The 25,900-nt window shown below is 58.1% G+C and carries 21 protein-coding genes; 13 read left to right on the top strand and 8 right to left on the bottom strand.

Annotation, left to right across the window (positions count from 1 at the left end):
* Positions 1-59 precede the first annotated feature (59 nt).
* The 5 genes from choX (at position 60) to ACWKWM_RS17605 (ending at position 5,048) form a co-directional block, all read left to right on the top strand.
* Positions 60-1,001 carry a choline ABC transporter substrate-binding protein gene (gene choX / locus ACWKWM_RS17625; protein ID WP_483847377.1) on the top strand — a complete coding sequence of 314 codons (942 nt, stop codon included), beginning with the start codon at positions 60-62 and terminating at the stop codon, positions 999-1,001.
* Positions 1,002-1,065: 64 nt separating this feature from the next.
* Complete coding sequence (locus ACWKWM_RS17620) at positions 1,066-2,007, top strand: alpha/beta hydrolase (protein ID WP_483847376.1); 942 nt, start codon at positions 1,066-1,068, stop codon at positions 2,005-2,007.
* Positions 2,008-2,369: 362 nt separating this feature from the next.
* Entirely contained in the window at positions 2,370-3,809 is a 1,440-nt protein-coding gene (locus ACWKWM_RS17615; protein WP_483847375.1) for a cytochrome ubiquinol oxidase subunit I, read from the top strand.
* A 3-nt stretch (positions 3,810-3,812) separates the two neighbouring features.
* Entirely contained in the window at positions 3,813-4,820 is a 1,008-nt protein-coding gene (cydB, locus tag ACWKWM_RS17610) for a cytochrome d ubiquinol oxidase subunit II (protein ID WP_483847374.1), read from the top strand.
* Between the two features lie 57 nt (positions 4,821-4,877).
* Positions 4,878-5,048 (top strand): DUF2474 domain-containing protein, encoded by a 171-nt coding sequence (locus ACWKWM_RS17605; protein WP_483847373.1) that lies wholly within the window; start codon positions 4,878-4,880, stop codon positions 5,046-5,048.
* Between the two features lie 301 nt (positions 5,049-5,349).
* Here ACWKWM_RS17605 and ACWKWM_RS17600 read toward each other — a convergent pair whose 3' ends face one another.
* Both ACWKWM_RS17600 and ACWKWM_RS17595 read right to left on the bottom strand, forming a co-directional pair.
* Positions 5,350-6,474: a methyltransferase gene (locus tag ACWKWM_RS17600; RefSeq protein ID WP_483847372.1), complete on the bottom strand. Its 1,125-nt coding sequence runs from the start codon at positions 6,472-6,474 to the stop codon at positions 5,350-5,352.
* 159 nt (positions 6,475-6,633) lie between these two features.
* On the bottom strand, positions 6,634-6,900 hold the full coding sequence (locus tag ACWKWM_RS17595; protein ID WP_483847371.1) for a helix-turn-helix domain-containing protein: 267 nt from the start codon (positions 6,898-6,900) through the stop codon (positions 6,634-6,636).
* A 333-nt stretch (positions 6,901-7,233) separates the two neighbouring features.
* On the opposite strand from ACWKWM_RS17595, the gene ACWKWM_RS17590 reads away from it, so the two are divergent.
* On the top strand, positions 7,234-8,010 hold the full coding sequence (locus tag ACWKWM_RS17590) for a ferredoxin--NADP reductase (RefSeq protein ID WP_483847370.1): 777 nt from the start codon (positions 7,234-7,236) through the stop codon (positions 8,008-8,010).
* Positions 8,011-8,113: 103 nt separating this feature from the next.
* Here ACWKWM_RS17590 and mscL read toward each other — a convergent pair whose 3' ends face one another.
* The gene (mscL, locus tag ACWKWM_RS17585; RefSeq protein WP_483847369.1) at positions 8,114-8,563 is read right to left on the bottom strand and encodes a large-conductance mechanosensitive channel protein MscL; all 450 of its coding nucleotides are present in this window, start codon (positions 8,561-8,563) and stop codon (positions 8,114-8,116) included.
* 199 nt (positions 8,564-8,762) lie between these two features.
* Here mscL and radA point away from each other — a divergent pair, with 199 nt between their 5' ends.
* Entirely contained in the window at positions 8,763-10,130 is a 1,368-nt protein-coding gene (gene radA, locus ACWKWM_RS17580; protein WP_483847368.1) for a DNA repair protein RadA, read from the top strand.
* 153 nt (positions 10,131-10,283) lie between these two features.
* Here the strand turns inward: radA and ACWKWM_RS17575 are convergent, their stop codons facing one another.
* Positions 10,284-10,652 carry a PilZ domain-containing protein gene (locus ACWKWM_RS17575; protein WP_483847367.1) on the bottom strand — a complete coding sequence of 123 codons (369 nt, stop codon included), beginning with the start codon at positions 10,650-10,652 and terminating at the stop codon, positions 10,284-10,286.
* A 137-nt stretch (positions 10,653-10,789) separates the two neighbouring features.
* Between ACWKWM_RS17575 and ACWKWM_RS17570 the strand changes: the two genes are divergently transcribed.
* The 3 genes from ACWKWM_RS17570 to yjiA all read left to right on the top strand — a co-directional run bounded on the left by ACWKWM_RS17570 (position 10,790) and on the right by yjiA (position 14,182).
* The gene (locus tag ACWKWM_RS17570) at positions 10,790-12,859 is read left to right on the top strand and encodes a carbon starvation CstA family protein (protein WP_483847366.1); all 2,070 of its coding nucleotides are present in this window, start codon (positions 10,790-10,792) and stop codon (positions 12,857-12,859) included.
* Positions 12,860-12,877: 18 nt separating this feature from the next.
* Entirely contained in the window at positions 12,878-13,075 is a 198-nt protein-coding gene (locus tag ACWKWM_RS17565; protein WP_483847365.1) for a YbdD/YjiX family protein, read from the top strand.
* Positions 13,076-13,207: 132 nt separating this feature from the next.
* Entirely contained in the window at positions 13,208-14,182 is a 975-nt protein-coding gene (gene yjiA / locus ACWKWM_RS17560; protein ID WP_483847364.1) for a GTPase, read from the top strand.
* 170 nt (positions 14,183-14,352) lie between these two features.
* Here the strand turns inward: yjiA and glyA are convergent, their stop codons facing one another.
* Together glyA and ACWKWM_RS17550 are read right to left on the bottom strand one after the other, a co-directional pair.
* A complete protein-coding gene (gene glyA / locus ACWKWM_RS17555) occupies positions 14,353-15,606 on the bottom strand; it encodes a serine hydroxymethyltransferase (protein WP_483847363.1) in 1,254 nt (417 codons plus the stop codon).
* Positions 15,607-15,825: 219 nt separating this feature from the next.
* Entirely contained in the window at positions 15,826-19,590 is a 3,765-nt protein-coding gene (locus ACWKWM_RS17550; RefSeq protein WP_483847362.1) for a sensor domain-containing protein, read from the bottom strand.
* 487 nt (positions 19,591-20,077) lie between these two features.
* Between ACWKWM_RS17550 and ettA the strand changes: the two genes are divergently transcribed.
* Positions 20,078-21,742 carry an energy-dependent translational throttle protein EttA gene (gene ettA / locus ACWKWM_RS17545; protein WP_483847361.1) on the top strand — a complete coding sequence of 555 codons (1,665 nt, stop codon included), beginning with the start codon at positions 20,078-20,080 and terminating at the stop codon, positions 21,740-21,742.
* 217 nt (positions 21,743-21,959) lie between these two features.
* Here the strand turns inward: ettA and ACWKWM_RS17540 are convergent, their stop codons facing one another.
* Complete coding sequence (locus tag ACWKWM_RS17540; RefSeq protein ID WP_483847360.1) at positions 21,960-22,457, bottom strand: GreA/GreB family elongation factor; 498 nt, start codon at positions 22,455-22,457, stop codon at positions 21,960-21,962.
* 101 nt (positions 22,458-22,558) lie between these two features.
* Positions 22,559-22,918: a hypothetical protein gene (locus tag ACWKWM_RS17535; RefSeq protein ID WP_483847359.1), complete on the bottom strand. Its 360-nt coding sequence runs from the start codon at positions 22,916-22,918 to the stop codon at positions 22,559-22,561.
* A 228-nt stretch (positions 22,919-23,146) separates the two neighbouring features.
* On the opposite strand from ACWKWM_RS17535, the gene ACWKWM_RS17530 reads away from it, so the two are divergent.
* Together ACWKWM_RS17530 and ACWKWM_RS17525 are read left to right on the top strand one after the other, a co-directional pair.
* Positions 23,147-24,355: a multidrug effflux MFS transporter gene (locus ACWKWM_RS17530; protein ID WP_483847358.1), complete on the top strand. Its 1,209-nt coding sequence runs from the start codon at positions 23,147-23,149 to the stop codon at positions 24,353-24,355.
* A 770-nt stretch (positions 24,356-25,125) separates the two neighbouring features.
* Complete coding sequence (locus ACWKWM_RS17525; RefSeq protein WP_483847357.1) at positions 25,126-25,818, top strand: ArsR/SmtB family transcription factor; 693 nt, start codon at positions 25,126-25,128, stop codon at positions 25,816-25,818.
* Positions 25,819-25,900: the final 82 nt, after the last annotated feature.

The raw sequence follows: 25,900 nt of genomic DNA, 5'->3' as shown, positions 1-25,900 counted from the left end.
GCCTTAGAAAGCTGCCGAAACAGCGCTAAAAAAATAACGAGCCGACCCGAGGAGCACGCATGAACAGATTTTTCCGTCATATCAGTTGCGGTGTGATGATGCTGACCAGCACCGCGTTGCTGGCGGCCGAGCCCGCCAAATGTCAGAACGTGCGCATGGGCGTGGTCAACTGGACCGATGTGGTCGCCACCAGTGCAGTCGCCGAGGTGCTGCTGCAGAACATGGGTTACGACGTCAAGCAGACCAGCGCTGCCCAGCAAATCGTCTTCGGCGGCTTGCGGGATGATCGTCTCGACGTTTTCCTCGGTTACTGGAAGCCGGCGATGGACAAGAATATCGCGCCCTTCATTGCCGCCAATCAGGTCAAGGTCCTCGATAAACCGAGCATGAGTGACGCTCAGGCAACCTTGGCTGTGCCCGATTACGTCGCCTCAGGTGGCCTGAAAACGTTCGCTGACATCGCCAAATTCAAAGACAAACTCGGCGGCAAGATCTATGGCATCGAGCCAGGCACGGGCGCCAACGCCAACATCAAGGGCATGATCGAGAAGAATCAATTCGGTTTGGGCGGCTTCCAGTTGGTGGAGTCGGGCGAAGCGGGCATGCTGGCGGCGGTGCAACGCGCCGTTAAACGCAATGAGTGGGTCGTGTTCGTCGGCTGGACCCCGCATCCAATGAACATCAACATGAAGATCGATTACCTGACCGGCAGTGAAGACGTATTCGGCCCGCAGGAAGGCGCCGCAACAGTGTCGGTTGTCACCGCCCCGGATTACGCCACTCGCTGTCCGAATGTGAGCAAGCTGATGAGCAATCTTCAGTTCACCGCAGCTCAAGAGTCGCAAATGATGGTGCCGATCATGGACCGCAAAGCGCCGACTGATGTTGCCAAGGCCTGGCTCAAGGCTCACCCCGATGACCTGCAACGCTGGTTATCCGGTGTGACGACCTTCGATGGCAAAGACGCGATGGCCGCGGTTCAACTGGCGGTCAATAAGTAAGCTTCAGCCTGCGTGATAAATAGTGCCCGGCCCCTCCACCTTGTGGGGCGGGCTGGAGTGGTTGATGCCCCTGTCTTATCCGCTGTCTGCAGCGATGGCCTCCTTCGTCGCGAAAACCAACAGCTTTAATGTGGAGTCCTCCGACATCGCCGCTCAACGCGCGGCGTATTCACGCATGTGTCGGGCTTTCACGCCTGAGCGGCCCGCCGGGCTTGAGGTGCAAGACTTCAAAATAGCCAACGTCCCCGTGCGCAGCTATCGTCCGCATCGCCTGACCCTGGAACACCCTGCGCCCTGTGTGATTTACCTGCACGGCGGCGGATGGGTAGTGGGCGATCTGGACTCCCATGATTTTCTGACCGGTGCGCTGGCGGTCGACCTCAACGTGGTCGTCATTGCCGTGGATTATCGTCTGGCCCCGGAAGCGGGATTTCCGGCAGGGTTTGGCGATTGTCTGGCGGTTTGGCATGGGCTGCAGATTCAGGCGCCGCGCCTGGATATCGACCCTCGGCGGGTAGCCATTGCCGGTGACAGCGCCGGGGGAAACCTCGCTGCTGCGGTGTGCCTGGCGCTACGCGATGCTGGAGAAACGCAACCGGTGGGTCAGGCACTGATTTATCCGGGCCTGGGTGGCGCGGATGATTTGCCGTCGCGCACCGAGTGCCGCGACGCGCCGTTGCTGACCCGCGAAGACCTCTATTTTTATCGGGACCTGTACCTGACCGACCCAGAGCATGCCCGCTCGCCCTACGCGATGCCGCTTAGTGCGACGGACTTCAGCGGGCTGGCGCCTGCATTTATAGCCGTCGCGCAGTTCGATCCGTTGCGTGACGACGGCACGTCGTACGAGCGTCTGTTGCGAGAAGCAGGCGTCGCCACGCAATTACATCCCGGCCTTGGCCTCGTTCATGGCTGCTTGAGGGGTAAGGGCTTGGTGTCAGAGGTGGATGAATTGTATGAGCGATTGGTCGAAGCGTTGCTCGGGTTTATTCGCGGACCGCTGTAGGCCAATTCGGACGAATATCCTGTAGGGAGCCAACTTGTTGGCAAAACGGAATATCTCACGCGCTTGACCGAACGCCTCGCCAACAAGTTGGCTCCTACAGGTTGGTTCCGATCGTTAGGGGTGAGGCAACTCGCCACGCGACAAAAGACCACGCAGGCCATGTGCCGAAATGGGACTACTCTTTCATCGTCGGTTGACCTGTATCAATGCCCGCAACGGCTTTGAGTGACGCGTTGACTGGACATATTCCCCGCGCTAAGAAACTAAAAAGAACGAAAGCTTTAGCGTCGTACTCAATAATCGTGGGGGCAGTCGCTGCAGGCCCTGGTCTGAAGCCGGTATCACCTGATAGAGGAAGACCCATGTTCGGTTTAGAGGCACTCGATCTCGCCCGAATGCAGTTCGCATTTACTGTCTCGTTCCATATTCTGTTCCCCGCCATCACCATCGGACTGGCGAGTTTCCTCGCCGTGCTCGAAGGGCTATGGCTGCGGACCAAGGACAATACCTACCGCGATCTGTACCATTTCTGGTCGAAGATATTCGCCGTCAACTTCGGTATGGGCGTGGTCTCGGGCCTCGTCATGGCCTACGAGTTCGGCACCAACTGGAGTCGATTTTCAGACTTCGCCGGCGCCGTCACCGGGCCGCTGCTGACCTACGAAGTATTGACCGCATTTTTCCTCGAAGCAGGCTTCCTGGGTGTGATGCTGTTTGGCTGGAACCGTGTTGGCCGTGGTCTGCACTTCTTCGCCACTGTCATGGTCGCCGTCGGCACACTGATCTCGACCTTCTGGATTCTGGCCTCCAACAGCTGGATGCAGACGCCTCAAGGTTTTGAAATCGTCGACGGTCGGGTCATTCCGGTTGACTGGTTCAAAGTCATTTTCAACCCCTCGTTTCCTTACCGGCTGACGCACATGGCGATTGCCGCGTTCGTTGCCACCGCGTTCTTCGTGGGTGCATCGGCGGCCTGGCATTTGCTGCGCGGTCGCGACAATCCGGCGATCCGCAGAATGCTCTCCATGGCCATGTGGATGGCGCTGATTGTCGCTCCCATTCAGGCAGTGGTCGGTGACGCCCATGGCTTGAACACTCTGGAGCACCAGCCAGCAAAAATTGCTGCGATTGAAGGCCACTGGGAAAACGTCGGCGACGAACCGACCCCGCTGATCCTGTTCGGTATCCCCGACATGAAAGAAGAGCGCACCAAGTACGCGGTTGAAATTCCGTACCTGGGCAGCCTGATTTTGACCCACAGTCTGGACAAGCAGATTCCGGCGCTCAAATCGTTCCCGCCTGAGGACCGCCCTAATTCGCTGATTGTGTTCTGGTCGTTCCGGGTCATGGTCGCGCTGGGCATGTTGATGATTGCGGTCGGGCTTTGGAGTGCCTGGTTGCGCTGGCGCGGCGGGCTGTACAGCAATCGCCTGTTCCTGCGACTGGTGATGTGCATGGGGCCGGCCGGTTTGATCGCCATGCTGGCGGGCTGGTTTACCACTGAAATCGGGCGTCAGCCGTGGGTCGTTTACGGCCTGATGCGAACCGCCAATGCGTCTTCCAACCATAGCGTCGAGCAGATGTCGCTGACGCTGGTGCTGTTCGTTGTGGTGTATTTCACGCTGTTCGGTGCAGGCTTCGGCTACATGATGCGTCTGGTGCGCAAAGGTCCGAAAACCCACGAGGGCGACGACGTTCCACACGGCGGCCCAGGGCAGAAACGTACACCGGCACGTCCACTGTCTGCCGCCCAAGAGGGCAGCGACGACAGCCCAACCGACAGCCTGCGTGAGGGGAACTGAGTCATGGGTATTGATCTTCCACTGATCTGGGCCGTGATCATCATCTTCGGCATCATGATGTACGTCATTATGGACGGCTTTGACCTCGGCATCGGCATCCTCTTCCCGTTCATGAAGGAAGAACAGGACCGCGATGTGATGATGAACACCGTCGCGCCGGTATGGGACGGTAACGAAACGTGGCTGGTACTGGGGGGCGCGGGTTTGTTCGGCGCCTTTCCGCTGGCCTACTCGGTTGTGCTTGAGGCGCTTTATCTGCCGCTGATCTTCATGCTGTTTGGCCTGATCTTTCGCGGTGTGGCGTTCGAGTTTCGTTTCAAGGCTACGGCCCAGAAGCGTCATTTGTGGGACAAGGCGTTTATCGGCGGATCGTTGGTGGCAACGTTCTTCCAGGGCGTTGCGTTGGGCGCCTACATCGATGGCATTCCTGTGGTGAACCGCGCTTACGCTGGGGGCGGCCTGGACTGGCTGACGCCGTTCTCGCTGTTCTGCGGGCTGGCGCTGATCGTGGCTTACGCTTTGCTCGGCTGCACCTGGTTGATCATGAAAACCGAAGGCGCACTGCAGAAAGCGATGCACGATCTGGCACGTCCTCTGGCCATTGCCACGCTGGTGGTAATGGCGGTTGTGAGTCTGTGGACCCCACTGGCGCATCAGGACATTGCTGATCGCTGGTTCAGTCTGCCGAACCTGTTCTACTTCATGCCGGTGCCCGCATTGGTTCTGGTCACGATGTACGGACTGTTCAAGGCCGTGGCGCGTAATGCCAACTACACGCCGTTCCTGCTGACGCTGGTGCTGATTTTCCTGGGCTACAGCGGTCTGGGTATCAGCTTATGGCCGAACATCATTCCGCCGGCGGTTTCGATCTGGGACGCCGCGTCGCCACCGCAGAGCCAGGGTTTCATCTTGGTCGGCACGCTGTTCATCATCCCGTTGATCCTGGGTTACACCTTCTGGAGCTACTACGTGTTCCGCGGCAAAGTTACCCACGAAGACGGCTACCACTAGTGGACTTGGCCCCTGATGATGGTCGGGGGCCGATGTTCGAGCGAGGAGGATTTAGCGATGTCCGGCAAAGAATCTTTTCATCACGAAGAAGACCCAGCACTCAAACACCCGCTCTGGAAACGGATCGGCTGGCTGGTCGTCATCTGGGGAGGCAGCGTCTTCGCGCTGTTCATCGTCGCCACGCTGCTGCGCATGTTCATGACCGCGGCGGGCATGAAAACCCACTGAAACCGTTCCCGTTCCACGACACACGCGTGGATTCTCATGCCCTCTTCGGAGGGTATTTTTTTGCCTGGGATTTGAGTTTTACCCACTCAACTCTGCTCTCGCCCTGAGAATCCACCGCGACCCCCGTTTCTGCCCGAAGGGCGTAGGAGTCCGGCTTGCCGACGATGGGCTGCGAAGCGGCCCCAAATCCAAGCGCCTCGGAACACCAGGCAGACCGCATTCTCAGGTGTTACTGCCGGTCCCCAGCAGATCTCGGGACAAGCCACGCTCCTACGCCCTCCGGGCAGAAGCAAATATCGGGTTATTTACGGGCCTTGAGGACCACAAACTTCGGCGTCGACCCCACCTGCTCAACACCCCGGAACAGTCGCGCCAGTTTGCTGTGATAGCCCAGATGTCGGTTACCCACGATGTACAGCGCGCCGCCGGTCACCAGTGCTGCGCGTGCCTGTTGGAACATGCGCCAGGCCAGGAAATCACCCACTGTCTGTTGTTGGTGGAAGGGCGGATTACACAGCACCACGTCCAGCGAATCCGGCGCTTGACCGGCCAGGCCGTCTCCAGCCTGAATCACCGCGTCGCGCTCGCCCAAAGCCGCGCGCCAGTTTTCCTGCGCCGATTGCACGGCCATGAATGACTCATCCACTAGCGTGTATTGCGCGTCAGGATTGTCCAGCGCGCTGGCAACTGCTAACACGCCGTTGCCGCATCCCAGGTCGGCGACGCGCGCGCTGCCCAGGTTTTTCGGCAGAAACGGCAGGAAGGCCCGCGTGCCGATGTCCAGACCGTCGCGGCAAAAGACGTTGGCGTGATTGAGCAGTTCGATTTTTGGCTCGTCCAGCGTGTAGCGAGTGGGATACGGCGAGGACGGGACCGGTTTTTCTTCGGGGGTTACGAACAGCAAGCGGGCTTTTTTGACCGCCAGCGAAGCCTGCACCGGCCCAATGTATTCCTCCAGCAATTCACCGGCGGAGCGGGGCAGGTGTTTGATCATCCCGGCCGCAATGACCTTCGCGCCGGGGGCCAGTTTGCCGTGCAGGCGAATCAACTGTTCTTCCAGCAGCGCCAAAGTTTTGGGTACCCGAATCAATACCCAGTCGAACACACCGGTCAGCGGTTCGCTGGCGGGGATGACCGGCACGGCGTCGAACGCCTGACCGTTGCGGGCCAGGTTTTTCTCGAGCGCCTGAACGCCAAGAAACGAATCGGTGCTGCTGACAACCGTCGCGTGGGGGGCGAGGCTGATGGCTAGCGCACCAAAGTTGTCATTGAGTACCAGCACCCGGGTTTGCAGGGTTAGCCCATGCTCGGCGATGTGGTTGAGCAAATATTCGTCTGCTGCATCAAACGCCTGCAACGGTTCATCTGACTGTTCTGGCTGGCGGATCAGATCGAGCTGAGCAAAAGGGCTGTCAAGCAAAGGCATGAGCGGGAAGATCCATTCGTGGGCGACGCACGCGTGCGGTCGGCAAATGTCAGGCGGGCACCGAGTCAGCCGCTCTCACAAAGAAGTCGGCGATTTTACGTGCTTTTCAAACTTTGGCACCTGACGTTTACGACCGATTGACGGCTGGCCCGTGATAGCTCACTGGTTTTGTGTGGTCAGAAACGCACCGCTCAATGCTGCCTGGACAGCGGCCGCCGTCTTGTTGCTGACGCCCATCTTATGAATGGCTTTGCCGACATGAAAATTTACCGTTCGGGATTTGAGATTGAGGATGGTGCCGATCTCTTCGGCAGTTTTGCCGGCTGCGCACCACCTCAGTATTTCAACTTCGCGGCAAGTGAGGCCAATCGACAGGTTGCCACTGATAGGGCTGTCCAATAGTGAATCACGCTCTTTACGTTCCATGACAAGCCTCCATGCTCGGGTGTGTGATGCCGTTCTTTGCAGTTTAGAAACGAAACCCTTCTGCGTACCCGGCACTCCTGGTACGTCTGACGAGTGGGGTGATCGATGAGGCAGCGGCGATGACACAAGCAACCAAGCGGTAGAGGATTTTCAACGGCTTAACCTTTATCAGGGCTCTAATGGCGGTAGGCCCGCTATAACGTCAATCGCAAAATGCTCTAAGCAGGCCAACGGCGCGCCTTCACGGATATCACTACAAACCCTCGGTGTTTATCACGCCAGCTTTACGGGACACTGTGAGCCCATATCGAACGACAGGAAACCGGTACGCCCATGACCGCCAGTGATGAGAAATTCACCCGGCAAACGCTGCTGAGCGTTACGCCGCTGACGCCAAGCCTGTTCACTTTGCGCACGACGCGAGATCCGGGATTCCGGTTTCAAGCCGGACAGTTCGCGCGCTTAGGCGTGACCAAGGCCGACGGCACCACGGCTTGGCGCGCCTATTCGATGGTGTCTTCGCCCCATGACGAGTTTCTGGAGTTCTTTTCGATTGTCGTGCCGGGCGGCGAATTCACCAGTGAGCTCAGCCGTCTGCGCGAAGGCGACACGCTAATGGTGGAGAAACAGGCGGTGGGCTACCTGACGGCGGATCGGTTTTCCGATGGTCGCGACTTGTGGTTGTTATCAACCGGCACCGGCGTTGCGCCGTTTCTGTCGATTCTTCAGGATTTTGAAGTGTGGGAAAAATTCGAACGAATCATCCTGGTCTATAGCGCAAGAGAGGGCAGAGAGTTGGCGTATCAGGCACTGATCGCGCAGCTGACCAAGCGCGATTACCTGGCGGAGTACGCTGACAAATTCCAGTTTATTGCCACTGTCACGCGCGAACAGCATCCCGGCGCGCTCAACGGACGAATCACCACGTTGATCGAAAACGGAGAACTGGAAAAAGCGGCGGGGGTTGAACTGAGCCCGGAATATTCACGGGTAATGATCTGCGGCAACCCGCAAATGATCGAGGACACGCGAGCGGTATTGAAGCAGCGCGACATGCGCTTGAACCTGAGCCGTAAGCCCGGGCAGATTGCGGTGGAGAATTATTGGTAATTACTCCTGGTCTCTGTAGGAGCCAACTTGTTGGCGAGGCCGTTAATGCGTTGTTTCAGAAAAGACGCATCGCGAACAAGTTCGCTCCTACAGAGGTAAGGTGTTAAACCGGACGCAGTGGATCAACAGTGATCGGCGCAGCAGGCCGGCTGTTCTGCTCTTTCAACAGGTCACGAATCTCACCCAGCAGCAGTTCTTCTTTGGTCGGCGTTGGCGGCAGTGTCGGCGCCTTGGCTTCCTCGCGCTTCAGACGATTGATCGCCTTGACGCCCATGAAGATTGCGAATGCCACGATGATGAAGTCGATCACGGTCTGGATAAACTTGCCGTAAGCCAGGACGACAGCAGGAGCTGTGCCCTCGGCCGGCCTCAACATGACAGCCAGATCACTAAAATCTACGCCGCCGATCAGCAGCCCAAGGGGCGGCATGATTACATCGCCGACGAACGACGAAACGATCTTGCCGAATGCCGCGCCAATGATGATACCGACGGCCATATCGACCACGTTACCTTTGACGGCAAAGGCTTTGAACTCGCTTAGTACGCCCATAGGTTTTCTTCCTTTGTTACACATGAGTGGTTGTATTGCAGTGTAAGACAGCTCTGCGCATTGTGCGCAGTCCCTGCAATCGACCGACTCAGGTCTGGTTAGTTTTATCGAAACAGCCAAAAACGTCCCTTTGTCTCCCCGCAAACGCGGCTGCTTGAGCGTTGCGCTATGATTGCCCCCTTTTCAGATCGGGGGTGTCATGGCCAAGGCCAAACGCATGTTCGGCTGCACCGAGTGCGGCGCGACGTTTCCTAAATGGGCCGGGCAGTGCACCGAGTGCGGCGCCTGGAACACCTTGGTCGAAACGGTCATCGAGAACGGCGGGGCTGCAGCGCCCAGCGGTCGTTCCGGGTGGACCGGTCAGCAGGCGCAAGTCCGGACCCTGGCTGAGGTCAGTGTCGAGGAGGTCCCGCGTTTCTCCACCAACTCCACTGAGTTGGACCGTGTGCTGGGTGGGGGCCTTGTAGACGGCTCGGTCGTGCTGATTGGCGGTGATCCCGGCATCGGCAAGTCCACCATCCTCTTGCAAACCCTTTGCGCCATCGCCGAGCGCATGCCTGCGCTGTATGTCACCGGCGAAGAGTCCCAGCAGCAGGTCGCCATGCGTGCCCGACGCTTGGGTCTGCCGCAGGACAAGCTCAAGGTCATGACCGAAACCAACATCGAAACCATCATTGCCACGGCGCGCATCGAGCAGCCCAAGGTGATGGTCATCGACTCGATCCAGACCATTTTCACCGAACAATTGCAGTCCGCGCCGGGCGGTGTTTCCCAAGTGCGCGAAAGCGCGGCGTTGCTGGTGCGTTACGCGAAGGTGAGCGGCACGGCGATTTTCCTCGTGGGGCACGTCACTAAAGAGGGTGCGTTGGCGGGCCCGCGCGTGCTTGAGCACATGGTGGATACCGTGCTGTATTTCGAGGGTGAATCGGATGGTCGACTGCGTTTGCTGCGCGCGGTGAAGAACCGCTTCGGTGCAGTCAATGAGCTGGGCGTGTTCGGTATGACCGACAAGGGCTTGAAGGAGGTCTCCAATCCGTCGGCGATCTTTCTGACGCGAGCACAGGAAGAAGTCGCCGGCAGCGTGGTCATGGCAACGTGGGAAGGCACCCGACCCATGCTGGTTGAAGTTCAGGCGCTGGTGGATGACAGCCATTTGTCCAATCCGCGTCGGGTGACGTTGGGGCTGGATCAGAACCGGCTGGCGATGCTGTTGGCGGTGTTGCACCGGCATGGCGGCATCCCGACCCACGATCAGGACGTGTTTCTTAACGTGGTCGGGGGGGTGAAAGTACTGGAAACCGCGTCGGACCTTGCTTTGATGGCAGCGGTGATGTCCAGCTTGCGCAATCGCCCGTTGCCCAATGACTTGCTGGTGTTCGGGGAAGTCGGGCTGTCGGGGGAGGTGCGCCCGGTGCCGAGCGGGCAGGAGCGCTTGAAAGAAGCGGCCAAGCATGGCTTCAAGCGCGCGATCGTGCCCAAGGGCAACGCGCCGAAAGAGTCACCGCCGGGGCTGACGGTCATTGGCGTGACACGGCTGGATCAGGCGCTGGATGCGTTGTTTGAGTAACGCGTTTCGGGGTGCTGCGCAGATGTCTGAGGTGCCGAGAACCTGTGGGAGCGGACCTGTCCGCGAAGGGGCCGGTACATCCACTGCATTTTCAGCGCCCCAGACATTGTATTCGCGGACAGGTCCGCTCCCACGGATTTAAGCCCTGCGGCCTCACACCTCAATCAACGCCGCCAGCTCCCGTTCAAGCTCCGCCGGGTCTGCCAGGTTGAGTTCGATCAGTCGTCGCAAATGCGTCACCGATTCCAATCCGATGTGCTCGCAGACAAACCCCAGATGGTTGTGATCATCGTGGGTCAGGCGTACCTCCATCTGCAAATCGATGTCGACATTCAGATGAATGTCGACAATAAACACCTGGTCCGGATTGCCCAGCCAGAGCGAAGGTCGTTCGATCAATAGCCCTTTAAGAGACAGATCGATCAACCTGACCGGCCAGCTTTTTGACCCTTGGGTGAGTTCAGTCTTGGCATCGAATGCGATGCGCTTAAAACGACGGCGGTCCAAGTGGGAATCTGTCATGGGCGAGTTCTCCTTTAGTGCACTGACTATAGGCGAAAACTCGCTCTAGACCATGGTGGGGGGTGGTCATTCGGCGCAGCAGCGCTAAACTCTGGTGGCTGCTCATCCAAGTCCACTCAGTTGGAAAAATAAAAAAAATGAAAAACACTAATAGTCTGCTGCGCCATGTGCCCTGGCTGATTGTTGCGATTCTCGGGGCGTGCGCTCTGGGGGTAGTTGCGTTGCGTCGCGGGGAGGCGATTAACGCACTCTGGATCGTTGTTGCGGCGGTTGCCATTTATCTGGTCGCGTATCGTTACTACAGTCTGTTTATCGCCACTCACGTCATGCAACTTGATGCAACCCGGGCCACGCCTGCGGTCCTCAACAATGACGGTCTGGATTACGTCCCGACCAACAAACACATTCTTTTCGGTCACCACTTCGCCGCTATTGCTGGCGCTGGCCCCCTGGTCGGCCCGGTGTTGGCTGCGCAAATGGGTTACTTGCCCGGTACGCTGTGGCTGATCGCGGGCGTGGTGCTGGCTGGCGCGGTGCAGGACTTCATGATTCTGTTCCTGTCTACTCGGCGCAACGGCCGCTCGCTGGGCGATATGGTCCGTGAGGAAATGGGCCGCATCCCCGGCACCATCGCGTTGTTCGGCTGCTTCTTGATCATGATCATCATCCTTGCGGTGCTGGCGCTGATCGTGGTCAAAGCCCTGGCTGAAAGCCCATGGGGGATGTTCACTGTCATCGCGACGATCCCGATTGCGATGTTCATGGGCGTGTACATGCGCTACATCCGTCCGGGCCGTATCGGCGAGATATCGGTGGTGGGCGTGGTCCTGTTGCTGTTGTCCATCTGGCTCGGTGGCCAGGTTGCCGCCAGCCCGGAATGGGCGCCGATGTTCACGTTCACCGGCGTGCAAATCACCTGGATGCTCGTCGGCTACGGGTTCGTCGCCGCCATGCTGCCGGTCTGGCTGCTGCTGGCGCCTCGTGATTACCTGTCTACTTTCCTGAAGATCGGCACCATCGTCGCTCTGGCGATTGGCATCCTGATCCTCGCGCCTGAGCTGAAAATGCCTGCGCTGACCCAGTTCACCGACGGCTCCGGCCCGGTCTGGAAAGGTTCGTTGTTCCCGTTCCTCTTCATCACCATCGCTTGCGGTGCAGTGTCGGGCTTCCACGCGCTGATCTCTTCGGGTACCACGCCCAAGTTGCTGGATAACGAAACCAACGCCCGCTATATCGGTTATGGCGGCATGTTGATGGAATCGTTCGTAGCGATCATGGCCATGGTGGCTGCTTCGGTCATCGAGCCAGGCGTGTACTTCGCCATGAACAGCCCGGCGGCGATTGTCGGTTCCGACGTCAACTCGGTGGCGGCGATGGTCTCCAGTTGGGGCTTCCTGATCACACCCGATCAACTGATCGCGGTGGCCAAGGACATTGGCGAAAACACGGTGCTTGCCCGCGCCGGTGGTGCGCCGACCCTGGCTGTCGGTATCGCGCAGATCCTGCACCAGGCATTCCCTGGCCAGAACACCATGGCGTTCTGGTACCACTTTGCGATCCTGTTTGAAGCGTTGTTCATCCTGACGGCCGTTGACGCTGGCACCCGTGCAGGTCGTTTCATGCTGCAGGACTTGCTCGGCAGTTTCGTGCCATCGCTCAAACGCACCGAATCCTGGACCGCCAACGCCATTGGCACCGGCGGATGCGTCGCGCTGTGGGGCTACTTGCTGTATCAGGGCGTTATCGATCCACTGGGCGGAATCAACACCTTGTGGCCGCTGTTCGGTATCTCTAACCAGATGCTGGCGGGTATCGCGCTGATGCTGGCGACCGTCGTGCTGATCAAAATGAAGCGTCAGCGCTATGCGTGGGTGACGATTCTGCCCGCTTCGTGGCTGCTGATCTGCACCGTGACCGCAGGCTTCATCAAGCTGTTCGACCCAAGCCCGGCCGTTGGTTTCCTGGCACTGGCGAAGAAGTACAGCGCCGCTGCCGATGCGGGTCAGATCCTGGCCCCGGCAAAAACCATGGACCAGATGCAGCACGTGATCTTCAACGCGTACACCAACGCCACGTTGACCGTCCTGTTCCTGTTCGTAGTGCTGAGCATTCTTTTCTACGCAATCAAAGTCGGTCGCGCGGCGTGGGTCAAAAAAGAACGTACGGACAAGGAATCGCCGTTCCAGCCATTCCCTGAAACCCATTGATCGACCGGAGCACTGCGTATGTTCAATGACCTGAGCAAACTCGGGAAATACCTCGGTCAGGCCGCGCGCCTTATGGTGGGCATGCCCGACTACGACAATTACGTCGAACATATGCACAAGACCCACCCCGACAAGCCGGTGATGAGCTACGAGATATTCTTCCGGGAACGTCAGGATGCGCGTTACGGCGGCAAGGGCGGGCCCAAGTGCTGTTGATTTGCTAGGCCACTTGTACTTGTAGGAGTGAGCTTGCTCGCGATTTTGTCAGTTCAGACACCGCTGCGGTGCCAGACAGAATCGCGAGCAAGTTCACTCCTACAGTTTTTTAAGCTCATGGGAGATTTTTGCTTGTCCACACCAATCCCGGTCACCATTCTTAGCGGCTTCCTCGGCGCCGGCAAAACCACCTTGCTGCGTCATCTGCTCAAGGAAGAACACGGCCTGAAAATCGCCGTGATCGAAAACGAATTCAGTGATGCCGGCATCGACACCCAGTTGCTTGGTGATGAACCTGTGCAGGTGATGACCCTCTCCAACGGCTGTGTGTGCTGCACCATCCACACCGATCTGACCAAAGCGCTCTACCTGTTGCTGGAGCGTCTGGACAGCGGCGAAATCACCTTCGACCGGTTGGTGATCGAATGCACTGGCCTGGCCGATCCTGCACCTGTCGCTCAGACGTTCTTCATCGACGAAGACCTGCGCGAGCGCTACATCCTCGATGGCATCATCACGCTGGTCGACGCGGCCCACGCCGACACCCATCTGCTGCAAACCATCGCCCAGGCGCAGATCGGTTTCGCCGATCGGTTGCTGGTGAGCAAGCGCGATCTGGTAGACGAAGCGACCTTCAACGCATTGAGCGACCGGCTGACCCGGATCAATCGTCGGGCGCCGATTCGTGTGGTCGAGCACGGCAAAATCGACCTGGCAGAACTGCTCGACGTACGCGGCTTCAACCTCAACGCGGACCTGGGCGGCGGCATGAGCCTGCGTCCCGTCGCGCCCGCCGGAAACTCCATCGACCGCATCAGCAGCCTGGTGCTGCGCAGCGACACACCGCTGGATATCGAGAAACTCAGCGAATTCATGAATGAACTGCTCGAAGAGCATGGCAAACAACTGCTGCGCTACAAAGGCGTGCTGAGCATCGCCGGCGAATCGCGACGGATGGTGTTTCAGGGCGTGCTGAAGTTGTACGGCTTCGACTGGGACACCGAGTGGGAGGAGGGCGAGAAGCGCGAAAGCGTGATCGTGTTCATTGCCGATGACTTGCCGGAAGAGAAGATTCGGGCGGGGTTTGCGAAGGTGGCAGCGGAGTAGGGCGACAACGCAAATTCTGTAGGAGCGAATTTATTCGCGAGAGGCGGATGTGGCGTATTAGAGCCGTGGGAGCGGATATGTCCGCGATATAGGTCGGTACAACCGATGTACTTTCATCGGCTGTACCGGGCTCGCGAATAAATTCGCTCCTACAGGTGAGGCGTTATTTCTTACGCGCCGTAAACCGGCAACTTGGCGCAGATGGTTTGGACTTTCTCACGAACCCCGTCGATCACGGATTCGTTGTTCAGGTCAGCCAGGATGTCGCAGATCCAGCCCGCCAATTCTTTGCACTCTGCCTCTTTAAAGCCGCGAGTGGTCACCGCCGGGGTGCCGAAGCGCAGGCCGGAGGTCACGAACGGGGAGCGTGGATCGTTTGGCACGGAGTTCTTGTTCACGGTGATAAATGCTTTGCCCAAAGCGGCGTCGGCGTCTTTACCGGAGATGTCCTGTTTGATCAGCGACAGCAGGAACAGGTGGTTTTCAGTACCGCCCGACACCACATCGAAACCACGGTCGATGAACACACCGGCCATGGCCTTGGCGTTTTTCACCACTTGTTGTTGGTAGGTTTTGAACTCAGGCTGCAACGCTTCTTTGAAACAGATGGCCTTGGCGGCGATGACGTGTTCCAGAGGACCGCCCTGACCGCCCGGGAAGACGGCTGAGTTCAGCTTCTTCTCGATTTCGGCGTTGGCGCGGGCCAGGATCAGGCCGCCACGTGGACCGCGCAGGGTTTTGTGGGTGGTGGTGGTAACAACGTCGGCGAATGGGATCGGGTTCGGGTAGACGCCTGCTGCAACCAGACCGGCAACGTGAGCCATGTCGACGAACAGGTAAGCGCCAACCTTGTCAGCAATGGCGCGGAAGCGCGGGAAGTCGAGGATTTGCGAGTAGGCCGAGAAGCCCGCCACGATCATTTTTGGTTTGTGCTCTACGGCCAGGCGCTCGACTTCGTCGTAGTCGATCAGGCCGTTGCCGTCGATGCCGTATTGAACGGCGTTGTACAGCTTGCCGGAGGAAGAAACACTGGCGCCGTGGGTCAGGTGACCGCCATGGGCCAGGCTCATGCCCAGAATGGTATCGCCGGCGTTGAGCAGCGCGAGGTAGACAGCGCTGTTGGCTTGGGAGCCTGCGTGTGGCTGAACGTTGGCGTAATCGGCGCCAAACAGTTCTTTGGCGCGGTCGATGGCCAGTTGTTCGACGATGTCGACGTATTCGCAGCCGCCGTAGTAACGCTTGCCCGGATAGCCTTCAGCGTACTTGTTGGTCAGTACCGAGCCTTGGGCTTCCATGACTGCGGGGCTGGTGTAGTTTTCCGAGGCAATCAGCTCGATGTGATCTTCCTGGCGCTTGGCTTCCTTTTCCATGGCGGCATAAAGGTCGGAGTCGTACTTGGCGATAGTCAAATTACGGCTGAACATGGCGGTCCTCGGGGCGTGGGGCAGTAAAAAAGGAGGGCATTCTAACCTATCGGCTTTTGTCTGGCATATGAAAGGCAGTCATGTGCGGGACAAGCGGTTTTCATTTGGGGCGCTGGCGCATGGCTTCTGTAGGAGCGAACTTGTTCGCGAGACGCAATATATGAAACAACACGTCGACCGCTTCGCCAACAAGTTGGCTCCTACAGGGAGCGGCGTGTGTCAGTCCAACATAAACAGCGCATCGTTGCTGAACTGCGCTTCAAAGCGCGCCGGCGGCATGGGGCGGCCGAACAGATAGCCCTGAACCTCATCGCAGCCATGCTCGCGCAGAAACTCCAGTTGCTCGTGGGTTTCGACGCCCTCGGCAATCACCGAAAGATTCAAACTGTGGGCCATGGCGATGATGGCTCGAGCGATCTGTGCATCCTGCTCGCCGGATGGCAAACCGTCGACAAAAGTGCGATCGATTTTCAGCACATCGATCGGAAACTGCTTGAGGTAATTCAACGACGAATAACCCGTGCCGAAGTCGTCCACCGCAATGCTCAGGCCCAGACGCTTGAGGCCATCGAGAATCAACATCGCCACGTTGACCTCGCGCATCAGGATACTTTCGGTCAGCTCAAGCTCCAGGCAGGCCGGCGGCAGTCCGGTTTCATTGAGGATCGTGGCGATGCGCGTGCCCAATGTCCCGTCCGCAAACTGCCGCGCAGAAATATTGACCGACACTTTCGGTACGCGCACCTTGGCTTTGTGCCACTCCTTGAGCTGACGGCATGCTTCGGTCAACACCCAATCGCCGACCTCCACCACCAAGCCCAATTCTTCCAGCACGGGAATGAATTCGCCGGGTGGCACTAGCCCTCGGCGCGGATGACGCCAGCGCAGCAAGGCTTCGGTGCCAGTCAAGCGCTTGCCGTCGCCACTGAATTGCGGCTGGTAATACAGCGTGAATTCCTGTTGCTCCAGCGCGTGTCGCAAATCGCTTTCCAGCTCCAGACGCTCAAGCGCGCTGGCGTTCATATCGGCCTGATAGAACTGGAAGTTATTTTTGCCGCGCTCTTTAGCGTGGTACATGGCAGTGTCGGCGTTTTTCATCAGCTGACTCAGCTCATTACCATCCTGCGGGCTGAGTGCGATGCCGATACTGGCCGTGACGAAGAACTCACGCCCTTCCAGCACGAAGGGTTTTACCAGACTGGCGAGGATCTGTTCAGCGACATGGATCGCTCGATTGAGCGCAACCTGTTGGTTGGCGCCCGGTTGCAGCAACAGGGTGAACTCGTCGCCGCCCATCCGCGCAACGGTATCGTCTTCGGCCACGCATTCAAGCAAACGTGCGGCCATGTCTTTGAGCATGCGGTCGCCTGCGGCATGCCCAAGGGAGTCGTTGATCGGCTTGAAACGGTCCAGATCAAGAAACATCAGCACCACCCACGCCTGCTGGCGTTCAGCCTGTTGCAGGGCGGTGTGCAGACGATCCTGAAACAGCGTGCGGTTGGGCAGATGCGTCAATGCGTCGTAGTAGGCCAGTCGATGAATGCGTTGTTCGCTCGCCTTGCGCTCGCTGATGTCAGAGAAAAAGCACACGTAACTCGCCAGGTCGCCTTCGTCGTCGACCACCGCCGTGACGCCAACCCACGCCGGATAATGTTCGCCATTGCGCCGCTTGAGCCACACTTCGCCTTCCCAGCTGCCGCGTTGATTGAGTTGCTTGAGGATGTAACCCAGATGGGCTTCCTGCTGATCTTCGACGGTCAGCATCATTGGCAGTTGATCAAGCACCTGCGCCACGGCGTAACCGCTGACACGGCTGAATGCATCGTTGGCCTGAACGATATACCCGGCAGGGTCGGTGATCAGAATGGCCGAGGTCGAGTGTTCGAATACGGTGGCGGCCATGCGCAAGTCTTTTTCCGCGCGTCGCTGTTGGCTGATGTCGCGGCCCACGCCGAGAATCCCTTCAAACGCCCCGTCCTCGCCCCAGACCAACACCAGCCGCAGTTCAACCGGAATCTTGCGGCCGTCGGCGCGCAGGCAATCAAACAGAAACAACTGCGCCGGTATCTGACCTTGCAACAGCGCCAGTGCTTGCGGGTCGGCCAGCGCTTTGTCGACGCGACTCACCAGGTCATACAAGCCCGAAAGCTGCTGCGGGTTGGCGATGGCAGAAGCCCAGCCGTTTTTGAGCACCCATTCGGCGCTGTAGCCCAGCACGGCATGAACAGACGGACTGACATAGTTGGGTTTGAGGGCGTTATCGGTGGAGAAGATCACGTCGCTGATGCTTTCAGCGAGCATCCGATAACGCTGTTCGCTGTCGCGCAGTGATTCGCTGGCCTCTATCTGCTCGGTGATGTCCTTGGCCAGGCCGATGATCCGCGTGACTTGTCCGCTATCGTTGCGTGCCAAGGCCTGTTCACGGATGTCGAAGCGGCGCCACTGATTTTGCCTGTTGCGAAAACGCAGTTGGAATTGCCTCAGATCGCCACGTGTTTCGTCCAGACGTTCGACGCGCAGCTGTTGGTAGCGTTGGGCATCATCAGGGTGCAGGAGGATTTCCCAGAAATACTCGCCCATCTCCAACAGCTCGGCTTTGTCGTAGCCCAGGGTTTGCCCCAAGTGATGGTTGCTGTAAATCACGCGTCCAGAGATGACCTCCTGGACGTACAAATGGTCGGGCACTGTGCGCACGACGTCCGACCAGAAGCTTTCGCGCTCCTGTAGGGACAGTTCGATCTGCTTGCGTCGGGAAATGTCGGTGATGTTGAGAATAACAGCGTTGAAATCGTCGGGTTGCTCAGGGAGCCTCACCACCAGCCACAGGTGCTGATCGGCCCCTTGCGCGTCGGGCAGGCAAATTTCCATCTCCAGCTGGCTGCTGCCGTCGAGCACGGCATGCAACAGCAGTAGCCCAATGCCTTGGCCGGTCAGAGGGCAGCCCTCGATGAGTTGTCTCCAGATCTGCTCGGGTGTTTCGCTACGCAAAAGGCACGCTGCAACCTGATTGACTTCAGTGATGCGCAGTTGATGCAGCAGGCCCTGGAGCTGCGCGGGATGACGTTCCAGTCGCGCCGTCAGCTCTTCGCTGGTCTGTAATTGAAGACGCTTGAGGTAGTCCGGCAGGTCAGACAGATCGAGCACACAAAGCGCAACGCCGGTGCCTTCGAAAATGTCTTTGTAGCGTCGGCGGCTGTCGTGCAATTCACGTTGGCGCCGGCGCAATCCAAGCAAGGCCAGCAGCGGCACGATGAAACACAGCAGGGCAACCAGGCATTTACCGATCAGTGGCGCGATCAGCTCCTGACGCGACTGGCCAGCATCATAAAGGGCGCGCAGCTGCCAATCGCTATTGGCCAAGGGGACGAGCAGTACTGTCTCGGCGTCAGGGCTGTCTTTGTTCTCAAGGGCCTCTGGGCTGCCGTTGCTGTAAACGACGTGCTGGCTATTGGTGTTTTCCAGCCGCCAGACAGGCTGGAAGTCTTGGGTACTGTGCCGCGTTAACGCTTCGAACATTTGCGTGGTAAAGCGCAGTACCCAATAGCTGCGGCTGTCAGTGCCCGGCTGGCGAATAAACAGATAAAGCTGCGTGCCATCAGGCGCATCTGCGTAGAAATAAGGGTGGTCCGGATTGTTCGCCAGGGTCTGCGCTACGAACGCAGCGTCCGGATCAACGCTGGCGCTTTGCTGCGCAATGGTGCCGGGCGCGTCGATCCAGTCGAAGCTGGTTAGCGCAGGCAGGGTACTGCGCAGCCGGGCTTGCAGTGACGCTTGTTGGTCGGCGGTGTGTGGGCTGTTTCTGGAATCGTCCAGCAGATTCAGGGCGACCTGCGCGGTGAGCGCCAAGTTCAGGCTCAGGCGATCGGCCACTTGCACGCTGTAATCGACACTGCGCTGGCGCTGACTTGCCTGGGTCTGGTGAAACTGCTCGATCAATTGCCACAACAGCAGCATGAGCAGGAGCAGCATTGATACTGCCAACATGCCTTTGAGCGAGCCCCGCCAAGGCGAGGATGCTGCGCTTTTTGCAGAGCGCAATGAGGGAACCGCAGGTGTCGTTGGCAAACTTTGATCCTGACTACTGGACTGAATCAGCGGGTGCGAAAGGCACTATAAGCTTGACGCCAAAAGGGCGGCTAGCATGCCTTGCCTTGTGGCGAACTGCCAGCCCCATTGGGCCTTACGGTTTGCCCTGTCGAGCGCATTCGGGTAGCTTTGCCCGACGCGCAGCGTGTCCGACTTCTGCAAACGTGATCCCACGCTTGCAAGCTTTGCTCCAGCTTACTCATCGCACTTGAGTGTACGCGCCGCTATTGCGGACCAGCCTGTTCAATTCAAGGCCCGGAATAGCCAGACGGCAAGTGTCGGTCGAAAAATAAATGCCGCACTTGAGGCAAAGCTGCGACAAATCTGCGACGCAACCTCAAGCTCGCGGCCTTATTCACAGTCTCATACGCTAGGTTTTTACTTCATGGCTCAATACGTCTTTACCATGCATCGGCTGAGCAAAGTTGTTCCGCCGAAGCGGGAAATCCTGAAAAACATCTCGCTGTCGTTCTTCCCCGGCGCCAAGATCGGCGTTCTCGGGCTCAACGGTTCGGGTAAATCCACGCTGTTGAAAATCATGGCCGGTGTCGATACCGAGTTTGATGGCGAAGCGCGCCCGATGCCGGAGCTCAACATCGGTTACCTGCCTCAGGAACCACAGCTGGATCCGACCAAGACCGTACGCGATGTGGTCGAAGAAGCCGTCAGCGTAATCAAGGATGCCCAGGCGCGTCTGGACGAAGTCTACGCCGCCTATGCCGAGCCGGACGCCGACTTTGACAAGTTGGCCGCCGAACAGGCCAAGCTCGAATCTATCTTGCAGGCCAGCGACGGCCACAACCTTGAGCGCCAACTGGAAGTCGCCGCCGATGCGCTGCGTCTGCCAGCGTGGGACGCCAAGATCGAACACCTCTCCGGTGGTGAAAAGCGTCGTGTCGCGCTGTGCCGTTTGCTGCTGTCGGCGCCGGACATGCTGTTGCTCGACGAACCCACCAACCACCTGGACGCCGATTCTGTCGCCTGGCTGGAGCACTTCCTTCATGATTTCTCGGGTACTGTCGTCGCGATCACGCACGACCGTTACTTCCTGGACAACGTGGCGGGCTGGATTCTGGAACTCGACCGCGGCGCGGGCATTCCTTACGAAGGTAACTACTCGGGCTGGCTCGAAGCTAAATCCGACCGTCTGGCTGCCGAATCCAAGCAGCAGTCGGCCCACGAAAAGGCCATGAAAGAAGAGCTGGAGTGGGTGCGCAAAGGCGCCAAAGCCCGGCAATCCAAATCCAAGGCCCGTCTGCAACGCTTCGAAGAACTGCAATCGCAGGAATTCCAGAAGCGCAGCGAGACCAACGAGATCTACATCCCGGCCGGCCCGCGTCTGGGCGACAAGGTCATCGAATTCAAGAACGTTTCAAAAGGCTATGGCGATCGCGTGTTGATCGACAACCTGTCGTTCTCCATGCCCAAAGGCGCGATCGTTGGGGTTATCGGCGGTAACGGTGCTGGTAAGTCCACGCTGTTCCGCATGCTGATGGGCAAGGAAGCGCCGGATTCGGGCAGCATCGAAATCGGTGAAACCGTACAACTGGCATGTGTCGATCAAAGCCGCGACGATCTGGACGGCAGCAAGACGGTGTTCGCACAGATTTCCGACGGTTCTGATCAGATCAAGATCGGCAACTACGAGATTCCGTCGCGCACTTACGTGGGCCGCTTCAACTTCAAGGGCGGCGATCAGCAGAAGTTCGTGAAGGATCTGTCCGGTGGTGAACGTGGTCGTCTGCACTTGGCGTTGACGCTCAAAGAGGGCGGCAATGTGTTGCTGCTCGACGAACCGTCCAACGACCTTGACGTTGAAACCCTGCGTTCGCTGGAAGAAGCGCTGCTGGACTTCCCGGGCGCTGCCATTGTGATCTCTCACGATCGATGGTTCCTTGACCGTGTGGCGACTCACATCCTGGCCTACGAAGACGATTCGCAAGCGATCTTCTTCGAAGGCAACTACACCGAGTACGAAGCTGATCGTAAAAAACGTTTGGGTGAAGCTGCAGCCCAGCCGCACCGCGTGCGTCACAAGAAACTGGCGTGATTACAGCGGTGTCATGAAAAACGGAGCCTTCGGGCTCCGTTTTTTTGTGGGCGACATCAAAGTTTTCTCACGACCACGCCGGACGCGAATCCCGTGGGAGCGGACCTGTCCGCGAATGCGTCTGCTCTGGCGATGATTGTGATTGGTCAGTTCTCGGTTGAAGGAACCGGCCTCTTCGCGGACAGGTTCGCTCCGGCGAGGTCGGCGCAGTCATCTATCAAACATCCGCCTCAATGGCGACGACTTCAATCACCTGATCACCCGCCGGGCGTTTCCAGTTCACTTCATCCCCTGTCTGCGCGCCGAGCAACGCTCGTCCCAAGGGGGAGGCCCAGTTGATCAAGCCACTGCCGGCATCGGCCTGATCTTCGCCCACCAGTTGGACACGCTGTTGCTGATCATCTTCGTCGGCAAACGTTACCCAGCTGCCGATCTGGATTTTTTCCGTGGACACGGCTGGCGTAACTACTTGCGCGCTTTGCAGCCGTTGATTGAAATAGCGCAGATCACGCTCGATATCCGCCTGCCGCTGTTTATCCGCCTGTTCGCCCAGCGCAGATTGTTCGCTGTGCTGCGCTTGCAGCGATGCCACATGGACCTGCAGCTGCGCCAGACCACTGGCAGTAACGTAATTGGTTTGCTCGCTGACTTGGCGCTCGACCGGTTGATCGGCCTGCGCGGCAGCGTTGTCTTCGTTGACAAAAGCCCTGCTCATGACGTTCTCCCATGTTAAGGTCATGAAAGTTGGGCCACGCTTGGGCCGTAATAGTTTCGCTGGATGTTCAGCCGCAACTTTTGACAGCCTGATGACCAATGTCACTTAGAGCGATAAGCGCGTCCCATATCTTGGGTCGTCTGATGGTCCCAGTCCCGGTCGCGGTCGTTCCAGATACTGGCGCGGCCCTGATCCTGACTGTTCTGATTTTCCAGCATGGCTTGGCATTGCCGGAACCCGTCACCCCACCCTTGGGCGTACAACGAATCCTTCAAATAGCGCGGCACGTTCTTTTTGAATTGCCCCTTCATCACATCGACAGCCTGCCGGCCGCTCCCGCAGCCGTCCTGAAATCCATCAGCAAAGGCGGGGGGATAACCTTCAGCCAATAATTGGTCATGAGAAGACTGACAGCCGGCAATCACTACCACACACCACAGCACAACCCAGCGCGCGTTCATTTGCTATCCCTCAATAGTTAAGGAAAGTCTAGAAGCGGATTTGTGAGTTACTCGTGAATACGCGGTGAGAAATGCATTAACCGATGCTCGGTACAGCGCGTTTAGTTCAGCCATTACGCCCAACGGCAGAGCGTTCTGAAAAAAATTTTAGTAATTTTCCTCTAGACGGCCTGCGATCATTCAAGGGCGTTAGACTAGCCAGTCTGCTTGAACAGCTTTGGAAGCCGGATGAACCTCAGAACCATTTTGATTCTTGGCGCGCTCAGCGCCTTTGGCCCTTTGGCCATCGACTTTTATTTACCCGGATTCCCAGCCATCGCGTTGGCATTCGGCACCGATGAAAAACATGTGCAGCTCACCCTTGCCTCCTATTTTCTGGGGTTGAGCATCGGGCAATTGGCATATGGGCCGGTGGCAGATCGGTTCGGTCGGCGTATTCCTCTGTTGTTTGGCGTCGGATTGTTCACCGTGGCGTCGCTCGCCTGTGCGTTCGCCCCAAGCCTTGAGTGGCTGATCGGCGCGCGCTTCATCCAGGCGTTGGGCGGGTGTGCCGGGATGGTGTTGTCGCGGGCAATTGTCAGTGACAAATGCAATCCGGTGGAGTCGGCCAAAGTCTTCTCACAGCTGATGCTTGTCATGGGCCTGGCGCCGATTCTCGCGCCGATGCTCGGCGGCCTGTTGGTCAACGTATATGGCTGGCAGTCGATCTTCCTGGTGTTGACAGTATTCAGCGCGCTCAGCTCGTTGGCCGTCGCTTTGGGGCTGCCGGAAAGCATGGCTGCCAATCATCCGCGTCAGCCGCTCTCCGGCGCATTCACGCAGTATCGGCGGCTGCTGGGAGATCGCGTATTTCTGGGTCATGCATTGACTGGCGGCATCGCTATAGCCGGGATGTTCGCCTACATCGCAGGTTCCCCTTTCGTCTTTATCAAGCTTTATGGCGTGCCCGCGGAGCACTATGGCTGGCTGTTCGGGATCAACGCCGCAGGCTTTATTTTGACCGCCCAGGTGAACGCCCGGATGGTCGGTCGTTATGGGCCGGCATGGCTGCTGTCGCGGGCCGTCTGGGTGTACCTGGCGGCGGCGCTGGTGATGCTGCTGATTGCCAACATGCACACGGCAAAACTATGGCCGTTGCTGGTGCCGCTGTTCGTCTACATCGCCAGTCTGGGTTTCATCATTCCTAACTCGTCTGCCTGCGCAATGACCGGGCAAGGGCAGCGCGCGGGGAGTGCTTCGGCGTTGCTGGGCTGTCTGCAATTCAGCGTGGCCGCAGGCGCAGCAGCATTGGTCGGCGTGCTGCACGACGGCACTGCGGTGCCAATGGCAACGGTCATCAGCCTCTGTGGTGTGCTCGCTGTGGCACTGGCCGTGTTCACTCGTCGCCTGCAAAAAATGCGCGATGGGGTGACAGTGCGCACCGATGTGCGAGTCTGAATGAGATAGATGTTTTGAGGGGAATGCGGCGGTGTTCTCCAATAGCAGCTATTGGAATCGTCTGATATTGATGTGTGAGCGAACTTTTCATTGTTCATGTATCAGACGAATTCGACTCCAAGTTTGCAGGCTTGGACTACTTGTGTCGCGGATATGTCTTACAAGTTAGGTCTGTGGCTGCGCCAATTGAAAGCGTCCGTACCGAGTTTGATGCTGTGTGTGAAATTTGATAAAGCTGTTTTTCATGAAGGAACCTGGAGCAATCGTTGTAGGCAATTACCTCGAGCTAAATTACCTGCTGTTATTCAATTTCAGGGCAGGCTCGAAATGGAGCGGCTTTCAAGGCGAAAACCCGATAAATCTTATCTGCGACGTCTTGCCAACGTTGTGCCGGGTTCTGCCTGTCGGATGCCGCTGCTCTGCCTTTGCCGGCATTGGTCCAATTTCTATCCTGCACGCAACGCTTATACTGATGCCCCAAGTGTGTCGCATTAAAAGTGCGTACATGGGGCTGTAAGGGTTATGGCAGGCAATCTGTAGGGAGCTTGCCAGCCGGACATCATGTGCTCATTTACTGATCTCAATCAGCAAATTTGATAATGCTGAACTGGATCGATTACGTACGTTGTTAGACGCGATGTAGTGGGTATATGAAAAAGGCTGGCATGTTAATTACGGCTTTGCTTTTGGCGGCTTAGCGTCTTGGCCGCTGGCAAATCGATGTCACTATGTCATCGCTATAGACGATTGTTTCAACAGGGAGTTAACACATGGAAAACGCACCTTGCATTAGCCACATAGCCGCGCTGTTGGCTGACCCCAAGCGCAGCGCAATGATGTGGGCGATGATGGACGGGACTTCTCGGTCAGCGGATGAATTGGCGCTGCTGGTCGGACTTTCAACATCCTCGGCGGGTGCGCATCTGGCGCGGCTGGCCTCGGGCGGTCTGCTCAAGCAGGAAGCACGAGGTCGAAAGCGCTTTTTCAGACTGGCAGCACCGCAGGTGGGTGCTGCGGTTGAGGCCTTGGCCAGTGCGTCGATGGTGAGCGCTCAGGTGATCAGTCGCAGCGCTCCTGCGCCGTTGCCCGTCATGGCGCTGCGTCGCGCACGTATCTGCGCCGATCACCTGGGCGGCGAAATGGGTACAGACTTGTACAACCGCATGCTGGGAGCGGGGTGGATTGAGCATTCGGAGCAGCGGTTGGAGGTGACCAGCGTGGGCATATCCAAATTTGCCGAGCGCGGGATTTTTGTGACGGCGCTGGCGCACAGTCAGCGCGAAACAGCCTGTGCCTGCGCCGACTGCGTCGAGCAGAATCCGCATCTGGGAGGCGCATTGGGCGCAGGTCTGCTGCAACTGTTCATGCAACTGGGCTGGTTGCGTCCGACGGAGGAATCCAGCACGTTGCAGGTGTCTTCGGACGGTCAGCGAGAGATCAACAAAATCGCATCGGCCGCCTGACCTGATTTCTTCGCCGCCGGGAGAATGAAAGGGGCAGCTCAAAAGCTGCCCCTTTTTTATGCGCCCGATACGAGCCGGTCGC

The organism is Pseudomonas rosaeacicularis (genome assembly GCF_057128745.1).
This window is presented reverse-complemented; position numbering and strand designations above follow the sequence as displayed.